Origin of the sequence: Anaerostipes sp. PC18, assembly GCF_039789045.1 — a bacterium.
Taxonomy (GTDB): domain Bacteria; phylum Bacillota; class Clostridia; order Lachnospirales; family Lachnospiraceae; genus Anaerostipes; species Anaerostipes hominis.
The window spans coordinates 689,831-705,703 of record NZ_CP121164.1 but is presented as its reverse complement, the minus strand read 5'-3'; the positions used below and the strand labels follow the sequence as shown (position 1 = coordinate 705,703).

Genomic DNA, 15,873 nt, shown 5'->3' with positions numbered 1-15,873 from the left:
AGGAGCCTATATGTCAAAATTTGAACCAAACCTTTTAATCCATGAAAAATCACCTTATCTGCTCCAGCACGCACACAATCCGGTGCGCTGGTACCCATGGGGTCCCAAAGCCTTTAAAAAAGCCAGAGCTGAAGACAAGCCTGTATTTTTGAGTATCGGCTATGCCTCCTGTCACTGGTGTCATGTGATGGAGGAGGAATCTTTCGAGGACCCGGAAGTGGCAGAGCTTTTGAACAAAAATTTTATTTCCGTTAAAGTAGACAGAGAAGAACGCCCGGACATTGATTCCGTCTATATGTCTGTCTGCCAGGTAATGACCGGGTCCGGCGGCTGGCCCATGTCTGTTTTTATGACACCTGACCAGAAACCGTTTTTTGCGGCCACTTATCTGCCCAAGACTTCCCGATACCAGCTGACAGGCCTCATGGACCTGCTGCCCCGAATCTCTCTCTTATGGAAACAGGACCGGGAACGCCTTTTAAAAATCGGAAATGAGATCACTGACCAGCTGAATACAAATCGAAGGCCGTCAGAAAATGTTTCCCTATCAGAAGATGTCCCGGCTCAGGCTTTGGCAGAACTTAAAGCATCCTTTGACAAAGTCAACGGTGGGTTTGGCACAGCGCCCAAATTTCCGACTCCGGCAGTGCTGCTGTTTCTGATTCACCAATACAAACTGTGCGGTGATAAGGACAGTCTGTTTATGGCAAAGCACACACTTCTTTGTATGTATCGGGGAGGAATCTTTGACCATATCGGAGGAGGCTTTTCCCGCTATTCAACTGATGACCGCTGGCTGGTGCCCCATTTTGAGAAGATGCTGTATGACAATGCACTTCTTTTAGAGGCATATGGGGAAGCCTATGCATGCTGTAAAAATTCTCTCTTTCCCGAAATCGTTGATGCGGCCGTCTCCTATGTCTTAGAAGAACTTTCTCATCCCGATGGAGGCTTTTACTGCAGTCAGGATGCAGACAGCGAAGGGGAAGAAGGGAAGTACTACACTTTCACCCAAGATGAAATCCTTCACGTTCTGGGAGAAGAAAAAGGCAGCCTTTTCTGCCGCCGCTATGATATTACGGACCGCGGCAATTTTGAAGGCAAAAACATCCCGAATCTGCTGAACCATTCTGTTCTCCCGGATGACCCGGAGGACTTACAAGAGATGAAGGAGGCCCTTTATCTTTACCGAAAGAAGCGGACCAGTCTTTCCACAGACAAAAAAATACTGACTTCCTGGAATTGCCTGATGATCTCTGCTCTCACAAAAGCATCCCGGATCTTCGGACGAAAGACATTCCTTTATGCCGCACAAAAAGCAGAATCTTTCCTTGACAAACATTTAAGAAAAAACGATGGCCGCCTGTTTCTCCGGTGGTGCGGCGAGGAAGCGGCTTATGACGGCCAGCTGGAGGACTATGCTTTTTATTCCCTGGCCATGCTTTCCCTCTATCGCTCCACTTTTCTGGATGAATACCTTAAAAAGGCAGTTCAGGCGGCAGACCTCATGATCTCTCTGTTTTTTGACCGGGAACACGGCGGGTTTTTCCTCTATTCCAGTGAAAGCGAGGCACTGATCTTAAGACCGAAAGAACTCTATGACGGCGCCCTGCCTTCCGGCAACTCCGCTGCCCTCCATGTGCTCTCGATCTTATCTGAAATAACCGGAAGGTCCATATACAGAGACTGCATGGATCAGACTTTTTCTTATTTTTCTGCAGATCTGTCTGTCCATCCTTCTGCTTACTGTTATGCCCTGACCGTGCTGTCTTCCCAGTTTCATCCGTCCAGACAGCTGGTCATCACGGCAAAAAAAGAGAGCCTTCCCGAAGAATTCCTGGAACTGCTCTCCAGACGTCAGATGACTGACTTAACCGTACTGGTCAAAACAGAGCGAAACAAAGATATGCTGGCTGCCATTGCTCCGTTCACGAAAGAATATCCGGTGCTTCCGGATAAAATATCCTGCTACCTCTGCCGGGGACGGGCCTGTCAGGCTCCGGTCTTTGACGCAGAAAGCCTGGAAGCACTCTTAAAGGAGGCGGATTAACTCGGCCGCCTGTTCCGGCGTCATGTGATGGTGAAGGACCCCATTGATCTTAAGATTGGGGCCTTTGCCGCACTGCCGGGTACATCTGCCTTTCACAATTTTAACGGAGATTCCCTGTTCCCGTTCTTTCTGCTTCCCTGCAGCTTCCACAGCCCTCAATATTTCAAGGGCTTTTCCTGCCCCGCAGGACGGACCGGTGCAGACCTGGATCTCATATTTTTCTGAAACTTCCTTAAATTCAGGATACTTTTTTACAAATGCGGCAAGAAAGGACGGCTTGACCCCAAGCCGCAGGGAAGCTTCTTCCTGCACCGCTTTCGGGATGCATCCCAGCACCTCCTGGATCTCCCGGAGGGCAGAAAGAATCTCTTCCTGTTCTGCCGGCTTCCCCTGCCTCTCATAAAACTTTAGGATCTCACCGACACGTAGATTCATGTTCTCTCCTTCTGACTCTGTTCAAAGCTTCCCCTGTCCGTGATCATATCAAGGACCTTCAGTTTCTGGTCCCAAAAAGTATATCTCACTCTGCAGCACAGACTTTCCTTGATCCTCCGGTCCATTGCCCCGTGTTCCGGCGCAAGAAGCTCATTTCCGTCTCCGGAGAGGAGCTGGGCCCGGAGTTTTAAGTCCCCCTGTCGGATGATGATCCTGGATTTCCAGTCTGTCTTTACTTTAGCGCCCAGGTAAGTACCTATCTTATATTCCTTTCCGTATAAATTCAGCGCCGCAAGCACCCCATCGAAATGAAGGCCTGCAATCGGTATTTTTGCCGCCGCCAGCATCAGGCTGTTCTTTCCGCTGTCGGGAAATATGCTCTGGGACCAGAGGTAGGCATCCGGAAAAGATCCGCCCCAGTCCTTTTCAATGTATCCTGTCCCCTGGTCAAAGTTCATCTTATATCCGTTCAAAGTGACTTCTCCGAAAAGCTGATGCCGCATACTGATGATCCCATGGCGGCACTGCATTCCGGGCACATGCCGGAACGGCCCCATAATATCGGAAGAAAGCGGATGAATATTTTTATAAATGATCCTCCCCTCAAGGCTTAATCCTTCCTCATGGATATTGAGAAGAATGCCCCGCTCAGAAAAAATGCTTACCGGCCCCTCTCCTCTTCCCGTATCCAGGACTACATGAAACTTCTGTCCCGATCCGCAGAAAGCCTCTGCCTTCCAGGAAAAATACCATGACTGCTCCTTTGTGATCACCTGAAGGGATGAAAATGCATTTCCTTCCCGGTCAATATGATAAGCTGGTATGATCGAAAACATCTGATCCCCTTTCTGGTGTTTTAAATACCAGCCCTCAAAATAATTCTTCTTTCTTTTTGTCCCCTGAAATGCATTCGGGTTTTTCATGTGTTAAATCCTCCTTTGCTGGATTGTCAATTAAATTTCCTTTATAGTCAAATCTGGAACCATGGCATGGACAGTCCCAGCTTAATTCCTCCGGATTCCACTGGAGGATGCATCCTAGATGCGGACAGGTCAGAGAAACTACGTGGACAATTCCCTTCTCGTCTCTATATGCCCCGGCCTTTTTCCCTTCGTATTCGATCACACCGCCCTGTCCCTTTTTAAGATGCGCCGCCTCTTCATCTGGAATCTTCATTCTCTCCAGTACAAAGTTCCTGGCAGTCACCATCCCCTCTTTTGCCAGCGATTTGGCTGATGCCTTCAGATGAAGCCTCTGAGGTGAAAATACATGGGCAAAGGCATTCCTCTTTTCTATAATATAATCTGTGATCAAAAGAGCAGATGCCATGGAAGAACTCATCCCCCACTTCTTAAATCCTGTTGCCACATACCATCCCGTCTTTGAAAAAGAGTAATATCCAATATAAGGAATAGAATCAATGGTCATACAGTCCTGTGCGGACCAGGCGCTTTCCACCCGGCAATTTCCCCAGTACTGGCGGGCATTTGACTCAAGCATCTGATACTGCCCTCCCAAAAGATTCTCACCCGTCCTGTGGCCTCCGCCGCCGAATAAGAGATATGGTCCGTAAGGTCGAAAAGACAGGCCGTTGTTTGGATCGACTCCCAGATACATATCTTCTATATGATCAGTCCCCGTGAGAGCCAGAACGTAGCTCCGTTCCTGATGCATTCGAAGAAAATAATATCCGGGCCGGTTCATGATGGGATAATGGGTCGTAAAGACGATATTCTCCGCCTCAACGATTCCCCGGTCCGTGATAATTTTGTTCCTCTCCACATCTGTGACAAGGGTCTGTTCATAAATCTCCAGCCCTTCCGCCGCTGCTTTTAAAAATTTCAGCGGATGAAATCTGGCCTGTCCAGTATACCTGACTGCCCCTTTCACGGAAAAGGGGAGTTCTGTCTGTGACGTATAATCAGCCGGAAGGCCAAGTGACTGTGCCGCGTGTACTTCTTCCTTCAGCGCCTCTTCCTGATAATTGGAGTATAAATAGGAAGAGCATTCTTTAAAATCACAGTCGATCTGATGATCCTTTATCAATTCCCTGTATTTTCTCACCGCAGTCTGGTTCATCAGTGCATATTGCCTTGCCTGTTCCCTTCCGACTTCACGGATCAGCTTTTGGTAGATCAGACCATGGGAAACTGTAATTTTTGCTGTAGTCCCCTTTGTCTGTCCGCTGCCGATTCTGTCTGCCTCCAAAACGAGAACTTCTCTTCCCTCCAGTGCCAGGAGATACGCTGTCAAAATTCCGGCTATGCCCCCGCCGATCACTGCAGTCTCAACTTTTTTTCTCCCCTGAAAAGCCGGGAAAGAAGGCATATCCACAGTCTTTTCCCAAATCGTATCCACAAAAATCCCTCCCTTCAATTATTTTTCTTTTTAGGATGGCTCAAATTAATCCGGACTATTCACGGCAGAATTATCAGCACTCATATGAATTGAGTGCTAATTTTCTCTTGACTTTCCCTTTCTGTGGCTCTACAATATTATGCAGAACGGCAGATTCTTGTCCTGCCGAAGAATTGAAAATTAAACCTGTCAATAGAAAAGCAATGCAAAGGAGTGTGTATATCATGGCACAAAAACATGGTAACCTTTCAATTAACAGTGAGAACATTTTTCCAATTATTAAAAAATGGCTGTATTCCGATCATGATATTTTCGTCAGGGAATTGATCTCAAATGGATGCGATGCCATCACAAAACTCCGGAAACTGGCTTCCATGGGCGAATATGAATTTCCGGAAGGTCACAAAGAGGAAATCCAGGTCATCGTTGATGCTAAAGAAAAAACAATGAAGTTTATCGATACCGGCCTTGGTATGACGGCTGAGGAAGTCGAAGAATACATCACACAGATCGCGTTCTCAGGAGCCACAGAATTTTTAGAGAAATATAAGGATAAGACAGATCAGGACCAGATCATCGGACATTTCGGTCTTGGATTCTATTCTGCATTTATGGTAGCCGATAAGGTTTATATCGACAGCCTCTCTTACAAAGATGGTGCGGTTCCGGTACACTGGGAGTGCGACGGCGGTACAGAATATGACATCGAAGACGGCGTCCGGGAACAGGTCGGAACACAGATCACACTGTTTTTAAATGAAGACAGCCTGATGTTTGCCAACGAATCCAAAGTTGAAGAAGTCATTCAGAAGTACTGTTCTTTCATGCCTGTGGAAATCTTTTTGACCGATGCCAATAAAGAACAGGAATATGAGACGATCGACGAATCAGAACTGACCGAAGAGGATGTGGTTGTCGAGCATATCCATGAGGATGCAAAGACCGAAGAAAAGGAAAATGAAAACGGCGAAAAAGAAACGGTCGAGGTTTCTCCCGCAAAAGATCTGGTAAAGATCAATAAGCGCCCGGTATCTTTAAGCGATACTCATCCGCTTTGGATGAAACACCCGAACGACTGCACGGACGAAGAATACAAGGCATTTTATCATAAAGTATTTGCGGATTTCAAAGAGCCTCTGTTCTGGATTCACTTAAATATGGACTATCCGTTTAATCTGAAGGGAATCTTGTACTTCCCGCAGATCAACACGGAGTATGATTCCATCGAAGGAACCATCAAGCTTTACAACAGCCAGGTGTTCATCGCCGACAACATCAAGGAAGTCATCCCTGAATTCCTGATGCTCTTAAAAGGTGTCATCGACTGTCCGGACCTGCCGCTGAATGTTTCAAGGAGCGCTCTCCAGAACGACGGCTTTGTGAAAAAAATCTCCGACTACATTTCCAAGAAGGTTGCGGATAAACTGAGCGGCATGTGCAAGACCGACCGTGAAACCTATGAAAAATATTGGGATGATATCAGCCCGTTCATTAAATTCGGCTATATCAAGGACCAGAAATTCGGAGAAAAGATCAAAGACTACGTTCTGTTCAAGAACATGGATCAAAAGTATTTAACACTCAGTGACCTGGCTCCGGTCCCTGCCGATGAGAAAGACAAGACAACCATCTACTACATTACGGACGAAGTACAGCAGAGCCAGTATATCAATATGTTCAAAGAACAGGGTCTGGATGCCGTCATCCTGAAACACAACATTGATGCGGCGTTTATCTCTCAGCTGGAACAGCAGAATCCGAACCTGGCGTTCAAACGGATCGACGCCGATGTGGAAGGTGCCCTGAAAGAGGATTCCGAAGAAGATCTCACCGACATCACGACTGCGCTTACGGAATTATTCAGAAAGACTCTTGGAAAGGAAAATCTGGATGTCCATGTGGACAAACTGAAAAATGAAGATGTATCCGCAGTCATCACCTTATCCGAGGAGAGCCGCCGGATGCAGGATATGATGAAAATGTACGGAATGGCAGGCATGGACCCGGCCATGTTCGGAGGAGCGGAATCTCTGACCTTAAATGCCAACAACCAGCTGGTACAGTACCTGTTTAAACACGGGGACGCAGAGAATACACCGATCATCTGTGAACAGCTTTATGACCTGGCAGTTTTAAGCAACAAACAGCTCCCGGCCGATCAGATGACAAAATTCATCGCACGCAGCAATAAGATCATGCAGATGCTGACGAAATAGAGAATGAGCCGCAGACAATATCAGACTGTCTGCGGCTCTCTTTTACCTATGACTCATCCTAAACTTTACAGAACCGAAATATAATCTCAAATCCTTCTGTGTAATCCTCCGGGATTTCGATCTGTATCCCCAGGCTGTCCGCCGTCTGCTTTGCCAGATAAAGCCCCATTCCGGTGGAATTCTTTCTCTTTTCCTTTGTGTCTCCGGTAAATCCTTTCTCAAAAATAAAGGGAAGATCCCAGGGCTTTACTCCGATTCCGTTGTCCCGGACTGCCAGTGTCACATCCCCGCTTTCTGCATCACGCTTTGTATACAGCTTAAGAAAAGTAGTCTTTCCCGACCCGCTGCTGCCCATGATACCGATGAATTCACCATTCATCACCTGAAAGCTTATCCATTTGATGAATATTCTTTATTTTGTGTATCACAAATAAGTCCTTTTTCTTACTTATCAGTTTTTCCTAAGAACACTGCTCCAAAATTAATTCCAGCGCCGCCTCACTGCTGCTGTGCGACCGGACGATTTTGGCCTTGCTCCTTTTCGCCTCGCAGAGGGCACATTTCACCATCTTATGGGAAACTGTATTGGTGAACAGAACAACTAAGTCAGGACTTCCTACCTGTTTTCCCAGTTTTGCACTCATCTGAGTAAACACTTTTGCTTTGCAGTTATATTCTTTGCAGATTCTTTTATACTGACAGACCATCCGGTCGTGTCCTCCAATGATCACAACACTCATAAGCAGCCTCCTCTGTTTAAAATGGAGCCAGTCAAACCGGCTCCCGCACTTGTTATCATTTTTATTGGGCCAGCTTTACCAGGGTTTTCCCAAGGCTTATGCAGGCCGCTTTTGCATCGTCATCCGGAGTTTCATGGGCGATCAGTCCCTCTCCGCCCACAACAGATGCTCCTGCAGATTTCATACGGTCTGTCCAGTCCCGCATCCATTCTCCGTCACCCCATCCGTAGGAACCGAAAAGTGCGATCTGCTTTCCTGAAGCAAAGGCTGCTACTTCCTCAACAAATGGCTCCATTGCCGATTCCTCCAGCTGTTCTACTCCCATTGAAGGGCAGCCGAGTGCAAATGCTTTTGCATCTTTCAGTGTGTCCGCAGAGACTGATTCCACATCCACAAATTCCGCGGTCCCGCCTGCCGCCGTGACTCCCTCTGCGATGGCCTCCGCCATAATTCCTGTGTTGCCTGTGCCGCTCCAAAATGCTATGTATACTTTTGCCATGATAACTCCTTTCTTATGCCGCAACGGTCATCTTCAAAATACCCCTGCCCTGCTGATACAATTTCCAGTAGATTTCTTTACACTTCCTATATTTTTTAAATAATTTCAGTGCCTCACATTGATCGCAGTAAACCTTCCACATTCCGCAGAACCGGCAGTTCATCCCTCTGTTCTCTATAAATCCCCGAACATCCCCCAGTGGGTAATCCAGAAACACACCAATCTCGTGGGGAAAATCATCTGCCAAAAGCCTGCTTTTCAAATGGCTCAGACAGTGTCCGGCCTCTGTTCCGGAATAACCGAAATCAAAAAGCAGCTCAGCAATTCCTTCCTCCCGGAGTCTCTGATCCAGGTCTTTTCTTCGGTATACATAAACCAAGACCGACTCTTCTCTCCATTTCAGCGCTTCCAGATATAGCCCGCATGGATTCAGCCATTGATTCCAGCTGCGGATTTCCTGCCTTGCAGCCGCATTTTCCTGATAACGGTAGTTAAACAGGCTGCCGCATTTCATTCCCGCCAAAGTCGGGGCACAATGCTCTACGATTAAATCTGATAAGGTTTTCTCTCTCATGTCACACCTGCTTCATTCTTACACCGCGCGATGGTTAGTATTAACTAACTACCAACATCATATCACCCTTTTCAAAAAAAGCAAGAGAATAACTGAGAGTCATTCTCAATTATTCCCTTACCAAAAACTCGTATCATTTTAAAAGTCAATGTGGTCACTGTCTCTGTAAGAACCTTCACAGGTGGAAACCGCATCCAGAATCTTCATATCTTCAGGACTGATCGTAAAATCAAGCTTTAAATTATCCTTAATACTTTCCCTGGTCACGCTTTTTACGAGCGGTATCGTTTTATGCTGCAGTGCATACTTCACACAAAGCAGTGCCAGCGCTGTGACACCGATCAGACAAATAACTGTATTCATTCTTCATATCCTCCTTTATGATTAAAAAGCTTATCACAGAGAAAATAAAATTAGTGTCAAGGTAGAGGGTAAGGGCATTAAAACGGTGTAAAGATGTGGTATACTAGATTTTATAAATACGATAGAAAAGAGAGTTATTATGAAATTTTTAGAAAAACATCCGATGACCATGATCGTCATCGGGATCATCGGGATATCCCTTTCTGCAATTTTGGTCAAATATTCTTATGCTCCTTCGTCAGTGACCGCAGCTTACCGTCTGTCTCTGTGCGGTCAGCGGTATTTTCCTGGCCCTGCATTTTACATTCTGGTTTGAATCCCTCTCCCACACCACCGTTGCAAGCTCCACGGCCATCGTTTGTACGGAAGTCATCTGGGTTGCCCTGGGCTTCACAATTTTTATGAAGGGACATCTGTCCCGCACTGCTGTCATAAGCATTATCTTCACTCTGGCCGGAAGCGTCCTGATCGCATTTTCCGACTCTGCCGGCTCCCACGGCAGCCTGTACGGAGACATGCTCGCCCTGGCCGCTGCCGTTTTCGTGGCGGTATATACACTGATCGGAAGGATCGCCCGGACGGAAATGTCCACGGTCAGCTATACATATATCGTATACGGATTCTGCTCCATATCTCTGGTGTTTACGTTACTGGTCCAGGGATATTCGCTTTTCGGGCATGGAAAAAGAGCGGCAGTCGTCGGGCTTTTGTTAAGTATTTTTTCTACTTTATTGGGCCACAGCATCTTCAGCTGGTGCCTGAAATTTTTCTCTCCTGCCTTTGTGTCGGCCTCTAAGCTGTGTGAGCCTGTGGTCGCATCCGTGTTTGCGGTCTTTTTGCTTCAGGAACTTCCTGCTGTCCTTCAGGTTCTGGGAGGACTCATCACGGTCGGAGGCGTGCTTCTTTACTCCAGGGCTGAAGCCAGAGAAGCCGGACAGACATCCGTGGATACTTAATATACCCGGATGACGCTGGAAACTTTCTTTGTCGTCTGCATCTCGGCAATGGTAGCCAGCGCGTCTGAGAAGTTCTGCTCTTTTACTTTTGCGGTAATGACAACCAGCTCGGCTGTCCCTTCTCTGCTGTCTTTCTGAATCACCTGGGATATGCTGACATTATATCTGCCGAGTGTATCCGCGATCTTTGCGAGCACTCCTGCCCTGTCCTCAACTTTAAGCCTCAGAAAATATCTACTCTCGATCTCATTGATCTTCTTGATCGGCAGGTCCTTATAACAGGTACAGCTGATCCTTCCACAGCAGTCAAACCGGATATTCCTTGCCACATCGATCACGTCACCCATGATGGCACTGGCCGTCGGCAGTTCTCCGGCACCTCTTCCATAAAACATAGCATCATCCACCGCGTCTCCGTGGACAAACACCGCATTAAAGGAATCATCTACCTTTGCCAGCGGATGGCCGCTTGGAATCAGCATCGGATGGACACGTACCTCTATTCCATCCGGCGTGTTCTTGGCCACACCCAAAAGCTTGATGGTACAGCCCATCTCTTTGGCATAGGAGATATCTCTGGACGTAATCTTAGTAATCCCTTCCGTATAAACATCTGAAAAAGTAACTCTGGAATTAAATGCGATAGAGGCCATAATGGCAACTTTGCGCCCCGCATCGTACCCTTCAATATCCGCCGTGGGATCTGCCTCTGCATATCCAAGTTCCGTGGCAAGCATGAGAGCATCCGAAAATTCCATTCCCTCCTGTGTCATCTTGGAGAGAATAAAATTTGTGGTGCCGTTTACGATCCCCATGACTTCGGACAGATGGTTCCCCGCCAGGCACTGCTTTAACGGACGCAGGATCGGAATGCCTCCTGCCACTGCCGCCTCGAACAGCAGATCACAGCCGTTGGCGGAAGCTTCATCCAAAAGTTCCTTTCCATGCTCTGCGATCAGGTCCTTGTTGGCAGTGACCACATGCTTTCCCACTTTCAACGCGGCATTTATGTAGGTTCTGGCAGGTTCAATCCCTCCCATCACTTCCACGACGATCCGGATATCATCATCTTCTATAATATCTTCAAAACGGTCTGTGAGCAGGCTCTGGTCGATCCCGTCCCTCTTTTTTGTCTTATCCCTCACAAGGATCTTTGCCACCGAGAGATTGGCTCCGATTTTATGGGGCATCTCTTCCCTCTGGCTCTCCACCAGCTTATAAACTCCGGTTCCCACAGTCCCGGACCCCAAAAGGCCGATCTTCAGTGTCTTTAATTCTTCCATATTCCTACCTCTTTCCTTTGGATTTCTCTTTTCAGACTATCAATTTTGGTTCCTTTAGTATATGCTCACCATCGTTTCTTTGCAAGACCTTTGGCATCATAAAATACTAACGCAGAAGTTCATGTTCGATAATAGTTGCCAGTGCTTTGTTATGAACCACGTAGCTTTCATGGCTCTCCCCCTTTAAGATCCTGAGCCTGGCTCTTGGAATCAGCCTGGCGATCTCTCTCGTCTGGCTCTCTTTGACCAGATCCCTGCTTCCGGCAAGGACCAGGGTCTTTGTCCTTATGCCCTTTAGCTGGCTTCTGGAAATATGGGGTTCTGTGAGCATTAACTTCACCTTCGGGTCCCGGGACCAAAAATAAGAAATCTTCAGCGGAATCCTGAGCTCTGCTTTCAGGCCTTCTGGATTGATATTGGCTCCGCTTATAATCAAATGGGACAAGAGCCCCGGCCTTTTGGATGCCAGCAGAAGCCCCACGATCCCACCGTCACTGAATCCATAAAAAGCCGGACTTTCAATCCTGAGCTTTTTGATAAACTGGACCATATCGGATGCCATGTCCATATAGTGAAACTCCTCTGTGCCCGAGCTTCTCCCATGTCCTCTGGCATCCGGCAGATAAAGCGTAAAATTTTTGGACAGCGGTTTTATGACCTCCCTGAAAATAGTGTGGTCTTCCCCATTGCCGTGCAGCAGGATCAGCGGCCTTCCGCTGCCGTACCTTTTATAATACATTTTGATGCTGTTTAACTGGACAAACATGACTCTCCTCCCTGTTTTTCTAAAGCCCTGACAAGACGCAGGATATTCTCCACCGCAAACGCGATGTGTTCTTCAGTGTAAAAACGGCTCTCGGAAAAATGCATCAGCCCCTGGTCCAAATGTGCCACCTGTTCAGAGTCTGCTCCCTTTTGTCTTTTGCCTCAATCCGCACCCTCACTCCGCCAAAAACCTTCATAAACACATCCACACTGCCCTCCCCTCCGTCTGCCGCAGGGATGGCAATAACTTCACTGTCCGGATATATCTCTGAAATTTTTCGGCTCATGATCCGGCACATTTCGAGGGAACTTGCGGTCCCCCGAAAAGAATCCAGGATACAAATAAACTTTTCCATTTAAAAATCCTTCTTTCTCTTACTTCATCTTACATTGATTTTTCCCGAAATTCTTCGCCTGATACATCGTCCTTACGATTATCATACGCCTTGACAATCTTTTTTTCCAGCGGTATCATAAAGTTATCATTTATTGCGCACGCAACTGTTATAAAGGAGTAGATAAGTGAAAGGCTTTTTAAAATGGATATCGACCATATCCCGGTTTACGAAAATGCAGCTGGATAAAGAATTCAAAGATCTGGGGTTTAACAGCAGCCAGCACATTTATATATTAAAAATCTGTGAAGATCCGGGCATTGCCCAGGAAGACCTGCTGACCGCGTTCAATGTCAATGCCAGCAACGTGACAAGGGCTCTTGCCCACCTGGAAAAAGAAAATTATATTGTTCGGGTGCAGAACAGGGACAACAGACGCTGCTACAACATCTATCCGACCCAAAGAGCAAAAGACGTCTGCCCGGTCATCAAAGACGCCCTGAAGCGCTGGAACTCAAAGATTCTTGAAGGCTTCACCGAAGAAGAAAAACATCTGTTTCTGGAATTCCTCACGCGGGCCGGAAACCATATGTTAGACTTTGTATATCATAGATAAGAAAGAGAGATATGAATTATGGAACAGCAGCATTCAGTTCAGGACAATCCGCTGGCCTTTGAGAGCACCGGCCGGCTCATTGCCAAATATTCCGTGCCGAGCGTGATCGCCATGCTGGTGAGCTCCCTCTACAATATTGTGGACCAGATCTTCATCGGCCAGGGTGTCGGCATGCTCGGCAATGCGGCAACCAACGTGGCGTTTCCCTTCGTCAATGTCTGCATCGCCCTTTCACTTCTCATTGGCATCGGTGGTGCCTCTAATTTTAATCTCAACATGGGGAGAGGAAAAAACGAAAAGGCAAAAAGTTTTGCCGGTACCTCTATATCTCTTCTGATCCTCTCGGGTCTTGCCTTAAGTATTTTTTCCCTTCTTTTCCTGAAACCGATCCTGATCGCCTTCGGTTCCACGAAACAGGTATTTCCCTATGCCCTGACCTACACAAGGATCACTGCACTGGGATTTCCGTTTCTGATCGCCACCAATGGGTTCTGCAATCTGATTCGGTCCGACGGCAGCCCCAGATACTCTATGGTCGTCATAGTGACAGGAGCCGTCATCAACACCTGCCTGGACCCTCTGTTTATCTTTGGATTCCATTGGGGCATCGCAGGTGGAGCCGCGGCCACGGTCATCGGCCAGGCCGTCTCCTGTGTCATGGCCGCTGTCTATCTCACAAGATTCCGGACCATGAAGCTCACAAAAGACTGTCTGAAGATCAAGGCGGATAATCTTAAGGACATTGTGTCCATCGGCATCGCTCAGGGCTGCCAGCCCATCCTTGGCTTCAACTACGGAGCACAGCTGTACAGCCGGGTTCGTGACACCCTGAAAAAAGAGATCATAACCGTAACCGCTATTTTCTCCGCCGCATTTATCTGTTTTCAGCTGATCCCGAGGCAGATCGTCAGCATTTTCGGAGAGGGAAGCGCGGCCTATTTTCACTTTGCCGAGCGCTATTTCCGCATTTATCTTTTTATGGTATTTATAAATGGACTCCAGCCTATCGTGTCCAACTTTTTCAGTTCCATAGGGAAATCCTTGAAAGGGATGTTCTTATCCCTCACCAGGCAGATACTGTTTTTGCTCCCTCTGATCCTGCTGCTCCCTGTATTCCTCGGAATCGACGGAGTCATGTATGCAGGCCCCATCGCTGACGGGATTGCCGCTGTCACCGCCTTCTTCCTTGGCCGTCATGAATTTATTCAGATGCGGAAGCTGGAAACTTCACAGGATTCTTCTTCTGAAGCGGCAGCAGCCGTTCCCCGCTGAGATTAAAATCAGCGCTCTTGCATAGGAATATACTTCTTTTCTTTTGCCACACTCTTGTAGGCAGGGCGTATGATCTTATCCACGTTGGCAAGCTCCTCCAGCCTGTGGGCGCTCCAGCCGACGATTCTCGCCATGGCAAAGATCGGTGTGAACAATTCCAGCGGAATATCCAGCATGCTGTAAACAAATCCGCTGTAAAAGTCTACGTTGGCGCTGACGCCTTTGTAGATCTTCCTCTCCTCCGCAATGGCCTGAGTTGCCAGTTTTTCCACTGACGAATAAAGTGCAAAGTCATCATCCCGGCCCTTTTCTTTCGCAAGTTTCTCCACAAAGCTCTTAAAGATCAGCGCTCTCGGATCGGAGATCGAATACACCGCATGTCCCATGCCGTAGATCAGACCCTTCTTATCGAAAGCTTCTCTGTTCAGCAGCTTCAGCAAATATGCCTTCACCTCATCCTCGTCTTTGACGTCTTTTACATGCTTCCTGAGATCATGCATCATCTGTACGACCTTGATATTGGCGCCGCCGTGTTTCGGTCCTTTCAGAGAAGATAAGGCTGCCGCGATGACGGAATATGTATCAGACCCTGCGGATGTGACCACATGGGTCGTAAATGCGGAGTTATTTCCTCCTCCGTGCTCCATATGCAGCACAAGCGCGATGTCCAGTACCTTGGCTTCCAGTTCTGTATACTTCATGTCCGGACGGAGCATCCTCAAAATATTCTCAGCTGCAGAAAGCCTTTCGTCCGGCCGGTGGATATAAAAACTCTCCTGTTTTACATAATGATTATACGCATGGTAGCCGTAGACTGCCAGCATCGGAAATACGCTGATCAGCATCAGGCTTTGCCGAAGTACATTCGGCATTGAGATATCGGCCGCCTTCGGATCATAGGACGCAAGATTAAGCACACTCTTTGTCAAAGAGTTCATAATGTCAGCGTTGGCCGCTTTCATGATAACGTCGCGGGTAAAATTTCTGGGAAGTGTCCTGCAGAGTGAAAGGACGTTTTTAAATTCTGCCAGCTTAGTTTCGTCTGGAAGCTGCCCGAACAGCAGAAGATATGCAGTCTCCTCAAAACCAAACCTGCGGTTTTGCACAAAATTCTTTGTGAGGTCGATAATATCATAGCCCCGGTACAGGAGCCGCCCGTCGCACGGTACCTTTTTCCCGTCAATCTCTTCATACGCCTGGATCGATGAAATATTGGTGAGTCCCGCCAGGACGCCCGTACCGTTTTCATCTCTCAGTCCCCTCTTTACACCGTATTGGGAATACAGCTTTTTCGGAACCGTACAGCTCTCCGTACACAGCTTAGAATAGGAATCTGTATACTCTCTGATAATGCTGCTCGTCTTCTTGTATTTCATTCTGGATACCTCCTTTACATTTCCTGGTATTTCTT

Annotated in this window: 16 protein-coding genes and 1 pseudogene; 5 read left to right on the top strand and 12 right to left on the bottom strand. The window is 47.4% G+C overall.

What is annotated here, in order from left to right; genetic code table 11:
* The first annotated feature begins 10 nt into the window (after nt 1-10).
* A complete protein-coding gene (locus P8F77_RS03905) occupies nt 11-2,050 on the top strand; it encodes a thioredoxin domain-containing protein (RefSeq protein WP_287518521.1) in 2,040 nt (679 codons plus the stop codon).
* On the opposite strand, the gene P8F77_RS03900 is transcribed toward P8F77_RS03905, so the two are convergent.
* The 3 genes from P8F77_RS03900 to P8F77_RS03890 are packed head-to-tail and all read right to left on the bottom strand — an operon-like array spanning nt 2,033 to nt 4,843.
* Entirely contained in the window at nt 2,033-2,485 is a 453-nt protein-coding gene (locus P8F77_RS03900) for an NAD(P)H-dependent oxidoreductase subunit E (protein ID WP_024728449.1), read from the bottom strand. The two genes, P8F77_RS03905 and P8F77_RS03900, sit on opposite strands and share 18 nt — an antisense overlap.
* On the bottom strand, nt 2,482-3,408 hold the full coding sequence (locus P8F77_RS03895) for a tocopherol cyclase family protein (protein ID WP_024728450.1): 927 nt from the start codon (nt 3,406-3,408) through the stop codon (nt 2,482-2,484). The genes P8F77_RS03900 and P8F77_RS03895 overlap by 4 nt, the downstream gene beginning before the upstream one ends.
* Nucleotides 3,356-4,843: an FAD-dependent oxidoreductase gene (locus tag P8F77_RS03890; protein ID WP_024728451.1), complete on the bottom strand. Its 1,488-nt coding sequence runs from the start codon at nt 4,841-4,843 to the stop codon at nt 3,356-3,358. The genes P8F77_RS03895 and P8F77_RS03890 overlap by 53 nt, the downstream gene beginning before the upstream one ends.
* A 224-nt stretch (nt 4,844-5,067) precedes the next feature.
* Between P8F77_RS03890 and htpG the strand changes: the two genes are divergently transcribed.
* Nucleotides 5,068-7,059: a molecular chaperone HtpG gene (gene htpG / locus P8F77_RS03885; protein ID WP_024728452.1), complete on the top strand. Its 1,992-nt coding sequence runs from the start codon at nt 5,068-5,070 to the stop codon at nt 7,057-7,059.
* A gap of 58 nt (nt 7,060-7,117) precedes the next feature.
* On the opposite strand, the gene P8F77_RS03880 is transcribed toward htpG, so the two are convergent.
* From P8F77_RS03880 to P8F77_RS03860, 5 genes are all read right to left on the bottom strand, one after another.
* Nucleotides 7,118-7,438 carry an ATP-binding protein gene (locus P8F77_RS03880; protein ID WP_287518571.1) on the bottom strand — a complete coding sequence of 107 codons (321 nt, stop codon included), beginning with the start codon at nt 7,436-7,438 and terminating at the stop codon, nt 7,118-7,120.
* Between the two features lie 82 nt (nt 7,439-7,520).
* Complete coding sequence (locus P8F77_RS03875) at nt 7,521-7,799, bottom strand: DUF2325 domain-containing protein (protein WP_287518514.1); 279 nt, start codon at nt 7,797-7,799, stop codon at nt 7,521-7,523.
* Nucleotides 7,800-7,860: 61 nt separating this feature from the next.
* The gene (locus P8F77_RS03870; protein ID WP_024728460.1) at nt 7,861-8,298 is read right to left on the bottom strand and encodes a flavodoxin; all 438 of its coding nucleotides are present in this window, start codon (nt 8,296-8,298) and stop codon (nt 7,861-7,863) included.
* 13 nt (nt 8,299-8,311) lie between these two features.
* Entirely contained in the window at nt 8,312-8,872 is a 561-nt protein-coding gene (locus tag P8F77_RS03865; protein ID WP_024728461.1) for a DUF3793 family protein, read from the bottom strand.
* A gap of 138 nt (nt 8,873-9,010) precedes the next feature.
* Nucleotides 9,011-9,235, bottom strand: a complete 225-nt coding sequence (locus P8F77_RS03860) for a hypothetical protein (RefSeq protein WP_024728462.1) — start codon at nt 9,233-9,235, stop codon at nt 9,011-9,013.
* Nucleotides 9,236-9,374: 139 nt separating this feature from the next.
* Between P8F77_RS03860 and P8F77_RS03855 the strand changes: the two are divergent.
* Nucleotides 9,375-10,191, top strand: a pseudogene (locus P8F77_RS03855) (DMT family transporter).
* On the opposite strand, the gene P8F77_RS03850 reads toward P8F77_RS03855, so the two are convergent.
* The 3 genes from P8F77_RS03850 to P8F77_RS03840 form a co-directional block, all read right to left on the bottom strand.
* The gene (locus P8F77_RS03850; protein WP_024728464.1) at nt 10,188-11,474 is read right to left on the bottom strand and encodes a homoserine dehydrogenase; all 1,287 of its coding nucleotides are present in this window, start codon (nt 11,472-11,474) and stop codon (nt 10,188-10,190) included. The pseudogene P8F77_RS03855 and the gene P8F77_RS03850 overlap by 4 nt on opposite strands.
* A gap of 106 nt (nt 11,475-11,580) precedes the next feature.
* Nucleotides 11,581-12,240: an alpha/beta fold hydrolase gene (locus tag P8F77_RS03845; protein WP_024728465.1), complete on the bottom strand. Its 660-nt coding sequence runs from the start codon at nt 12,238-12,240 to the stop codon at nt 11,581-11,583.
* A gap of 103 nt (nt 12,241-12,343) precedes the next feature.
* Nucleotides 12,344-12,595: a glycerate kinase gene (locus P8F77_RS03840; protein ID WP_024728466.1), complete on the bottom strand. Its 252-nt coding sequence runs from the start codon at nt 12,593-12,595 to the stop codon at nt 12,344-12,346.
* 166 nt (nt 12,596-12,761) lie between these two features.
* Here P8F77_RS03840 and P8F77_RS03835 point away from each other — a divergent pair, with 166 nt between their 5' ends.
* Nucleotides 12,762-13,190: a MarR family transcriptional regulator gene (locus tag P8F77_RS03835; RefSeq protein ID WP_024728467.1), complete on the top strand. Its 429-nt coding sequence runs from the start codon at nt 12,762-12,764 to the stop codon at nt 13,188-13,190.
* Between the two features lie 18 nt (nt 13,191-13,208).
* The gene (locus tag P8F77_RS03830; RefSeq protein WP_270432253.1) at nt 13,209-14,462 is read left to right on the top strand and encodes an MATE family efflux transporter; all 1,254 of its coding nucleotides are present in this window, start codon (nt 13,209-13,211) and stop codon (nt 14,460-14,462) included.
* Between the two features lie 8 nt (nt 14,463-14,470).
* Here P8F77_RS03830 and P8F77_RS03825 read toward each other — a convergent pair whose 3' ends face one another.
* Nucleotides 14,471-15,838, bottom strand: a complete 1,368-nt coding sequence (locus tag P8F77_RS03825; RefSeq protein WP_024728469.1) for a citrate/2-methylcitrate synthase — start codon at nt 15,836-15,838, stop codon at nt 14,471-14,473.
* Nucleotides 15,839-15,873: the final 35 nt, after the last annotated feature.

Excerpts from the sequence above, each read along its gene's own strand:
- P8F77_RS03905 (WP_287518521.1), top strand. The coding sequence starts at position 11 with ATGTCAAAATTTGAACCAAACCTTTTAATCCATGAAAAATCACCTTAT.
- P8F77_RS03900 (WP_024728449.1), bottom strand. The coding sequence starts at position 2,485 with ATGAATCTACGTGTCGGTGAGATCCTAAAGTTTTATGAGAGGCAGGGG.
- P8F77_RS03895 (WP_024728450.1), bottom strand. The coding sequence starts at position 3,408 with ATGAAAAACCCGAATGCATTTCAGGGGACAAAAAGAAAGAAGAATTAT.
- htpG (WP_024728452.1), top strand. The coding sequence starts at position 5,068 with ATGGCACAAAAACATGGTAACCTTTCAATTAACAGTGAGAACATTTTT.
- P8F77_RS03880 (WP_287518571.1), bottom strand. The coding sequence starts at position 7,438 with ATGAATGGTGAATTCATCGGTATCATGGGCAGCAGCGGGTCGGGAAAG.
- P8F77_RS03875 (WP_287518514.1), bottom strand. The coding sequence starts at position 7,799 with ATGAGTGTTGTGATCATTGGAGGACACGACCGGATGGTCTGTCAGTAT.
- P8F77_RS03870 (WP_024728460.1), bottom strand. The coding sequence starts at position 8,298 with ATGGCAAAAGTATACATAGCATTTTGGAGCGGCACAGGCAACACAGGA.
- P8F77_RS03865 (WP_024728461.1), bottom strand. The coding sequence starts at position 8,872 with ATGAGAGAGAAAACCTTATCAGATTTAATCGTAGAGCATTGTGCCCCG.
- P8F77_RS03860 (WP_024728462.1), bottom strand. The coding sequence starts at position 9,235 with ATGAATACAGTTATTTGTCTGATCGGTGTCACAGCGCTGGCACTGCTT.
- P8F77_RS03850 (WP_024728464.1), bottom strand. The coding sequence starts at position 11,474 with ATGGAAGAATTAAAGACACTGAAGATCGGCCTTTTGGGGTCCGGGACT.
- P8F77_RS03845 (WP_024728465.1), bottom strand. The coding sequence starts at position 12,240 with ATGTTTGTCCAGTTAAACAGCATCAAAATGTATTATAAAAGGTACGGC.
- P8F77_RS03840 (WP_024728466.1), bottom strand. The coding sequence starts at position 12,595 with ATGGAAAAGTTTATTTGTATCCTGGATTCTTTTCGGGGGACCGCAAGT.
- P8F77_RS03830 (WP_270432253.1), top strand. The coding sequence starts at position 13,209 with ATGGAACAGCAGCATTCAGTTCAGGACAATCCGCTGGCCTTTGAGAGC.
- P8F77_RS03825 (WP_024728469.1), bottom strand. The coding sequence starts at position 15,838 with ATGAAATACAAGAAGACGAGCAGCATTATCAGAGAGTATACAGATTCC.